This is a genomic window from Sulfurovum sp. bin170 (assembly GCF_010892395.1).
Taxonomy (GTDB): Bacteria; Campylobacterota; Campylobacteria; order Campylobacterales; family Sulfurovaceae; genus UBA1140.
This window is the reverse complement of sequence record NZ_JAACKB010000407.1, coordinates 1-2639: the sequence shown is the minus strand read 5'-3', so window position 1 is coordinate 2639 and position 2639 is coordinate 1. Positions and strand designations below refer to the sequence as shown.

The 2639-nt window shown below is 35.7% G+C and carries 2 protein-coding genes and 1 pseudogene; all 3 read right to left on the bottom strand.

Features of this window, described 5'->3' with window-relative positions; all coding sequences use genetic code 11:
• Positions 1–213 precede the first annotated feature (213 nt).
• Positions 214–726, bottom strand: a complete 513-nt coding sequence (gene bioV, locus GSY74_RS09665) for a pimelyl-ACP methyl ester esterase BioV (protein ID WP_164664895.1) — start codon at positions 724–726, stop codon at positions 214–216.
• Positions 727–2379, bottom strand: a complete 1653-nt coding sequence (locus GSY74_RS09660; protein ID WP_164664894.1) for an AAA family ATPase — start codon at positions 2377–2379, stop codon at positions 727–729.
• Positions 2360–2639 (bottom strand): annotated as a pseudogene (locus tag GSY74_RS09655) (tRNA (N(6)-L-threonylcarbamoyladenosine(37)-C(2))-methylthiotransferase MtaB); the annotation flags it as partial. The pseudogene GSY74_RS09655 and the gene GSY74_RS09660, both read right to left, overlap by 20 nt.

The window sequence follows — 2639 nt, the reverse complement described above, 5'->3', positions numbered from 1 at the left end:
TCTATGATTCTTATCTGTAAATGCATACATCATAAGAATCATCTTTTTTCTAAATTTTACCTGTTTTTTCTTTTTTTGTCTAAAGTGTAGTTAGGATATAGAGTGTCAAATCTTCACTATTTAACTCGCTCCACTTCGTCACATCCTCTCCTGAGGTGTATAATGCTCCCCATAAATTGAACCAGTTAAAGTAGACTTTTTATTGATGTGAGCCTAAACCCTAAGCAGATGCCCAAAATCCTTCAAAAGATATGTAGTAGTAATCTCAGAAAAAAACTCAAAACTTTTCTCACTATCTACTATCCTATCCTCTCCACCAATAAACACTTCTATAGTAACCCCTCTATCTATAAGTTCCAAAATCTTCTCTCTATCCCAAACATATGACAATAGAGACTCTAACTCCTCATATTTTCCAATATCAAGATATTCATATAGATTAATATTCGATGGATACGATACATTTTCCAAAAACTGTTTTATATAACTCTCTTGGTCTGCTTTGAAGTATCGAAGTTGTGTTCTTATAAAAGATTTTCTATGATTCTGAAAAAAAGCAGGAGAGAGTAGGATAAGTCTATCTATACGCTTTGGACTACTATATACATACTCAAATGCCTTTTGAGCACCATAGGAGAAACCAACCATACATAAGTCACTATCTATAGTATATTCTCTAAAAAACTTCTCCTCTCCTTTTAAAGCAAAACCCGAAAAATAGTTCATCTAAAATATCTTATCTAGTATTCTTTTTGTCTCGATAGGTGTTATAGACTCATTTTTTAGAAGATAAACTCTAACATCTTCTACTACGACGCGTAGTTTAGATAGCAATGATTTGACCTCACTACTTGCATCTTGAAGTAGATTCTCTACCTGTGCGTGAGTAGAGAAGTACTCATCGGACATGGCAAACTCCTCTATAATCTGTTGGCTTAGAAGTTTGGCTTTATGAATATCACTCTTTGCATTGGTAAAGAGTTCACCATAAACCTCTTGGGTTATCATACGACCAGCTAGTAGAACTTTTAGCTCATTTTCAAGTACGGTTTTTGATAATATCTCATTATGATGTGGGATAAAAGAGGAGGAGACAAGACCTATCTTCTCATAATCTATCTCTAGCCATGTAGCCGTAACTGCTTTAGCTGATTGATATAGTGCCTGAATTTTCTGCTCCTCCACGCTAAATGTCTGTATCTTATGTTTACCTAGAAGTACCTTCTCTTTTACTGCCTCTATATCAGAAGTATCTATACTCGTCTTCTCTTTGCGAAGAGCATAGAGTGCAGCCTCATTGACCAGTGTTGCCAATGCTGCAGAATTGAAACCTATAGTCATCTTGGCTATAGCCTCTATATCAACCGTGCTATTTTTCTCTTTTAGATAGAGTTTCAGAATACTCACTCGCTCTTTGAAATCAGGAAGAGATATATGTACTCGTCTATCAAAACGCCCTGCTCGTAGAAGTGCCTCATCTAGCACCTCTATCTTGTTTGTTGCAGCTATCACCATCACTCCAGAACTCTCCTCAAAACCATCCATCTCTGTTAAAAGTTGGTTTAGTGTTGATTCACGCTCATCATTGTTCATCCCTCCACGGCTCTTACCTACAGCATCTAGCTCATCTATAAATATAATACTCGGAGCCATCTGTTTGGCTCTATTAAAAAGCTCACTTACCCTTTTGGCTCCCATACCGACATAAATCTGAACAAAAGATGAAGCACTCTGATAGAAAAATGGTACATCTGCTTCACCTGCTACAGCTTTTGCTATAAGAGTCTTTCCAACCCCTGGAGGTCCTACTAATAGCACACCTTTTGGTAGACGAATATCAAAACTTCTATACTTATTAGGATTTTTCATAAAATCAATAATCTCCTCAAGCTCCTCTTTGACATCCTCTATCCCTGCTACATCGGAGAAGTTCACTCTGGAGAGTTGAGGCAAAATATTTTGTTGAGATATAGAGGCGTTAGCCTCCTCTCTATGCTCCTCAAATAGACTCTCTTGTCTATCTCTATTCTCTTTTATCATAGATATAATATAGAGGGTAAAACTGATCATAACTAGAAGCAGTAGGATATCTATAACATCTGTCCCCTCATCTTGGTACTCTACTAAAGTTTTATCAAAAAGCACCTCTATATCTATAGCCTCTTTTGCTACTTTATATATATTATCTTCTGTATATATATATACATAAGGCTCAGCAACAGAAGCTTTTTGAATTGTCTGATTTTCAATAATTTCTATAGCTCTCTTCTTATTTATAGACTCTGAACTATCTCTAAATAAAGAGAAGAGTATTATAGCAATAAGTGCAAAGAGAGCTATAATAATAATTTTAGAGTTTTTACTGAAAGATTGCCACATTTTTACTACCTTGAACTATTGCATTTTCGAATGATACCCAGTTTCCAGACAAATCATCAGAACTTCTCACCTCTGCCCTATTAAAGTACTGGTCATACCCCTGATAAACACCATTTTTCCCATTCTCTAAAAGTATATCAAGATTTCGATTATGATTTTTTCGAAACAGAAGATTTTTATCTTTTATCAGTGAAGTCAGTTCTCTATGTCTCGCTTTGGCAATATCTCCTCTGACCTCATCACCCATAGTAGTTGATGCT

Coding starts and splice junctions, on each gene's coding strand:
- GSY74_RS09660 (WP_164664894.1), bottom strand. CDS start 2,379: ATGTGGCAATCTTTCAGTAAAAACTCTAAAATTATTATTATAGCTCTC.
- bioV (WP_164664895.1), bottom strand. CDS start 726: ATGAACTATTTTTCGGGTTTTGCTTTAAAAGGAGAGGAGAAGTTTTTT.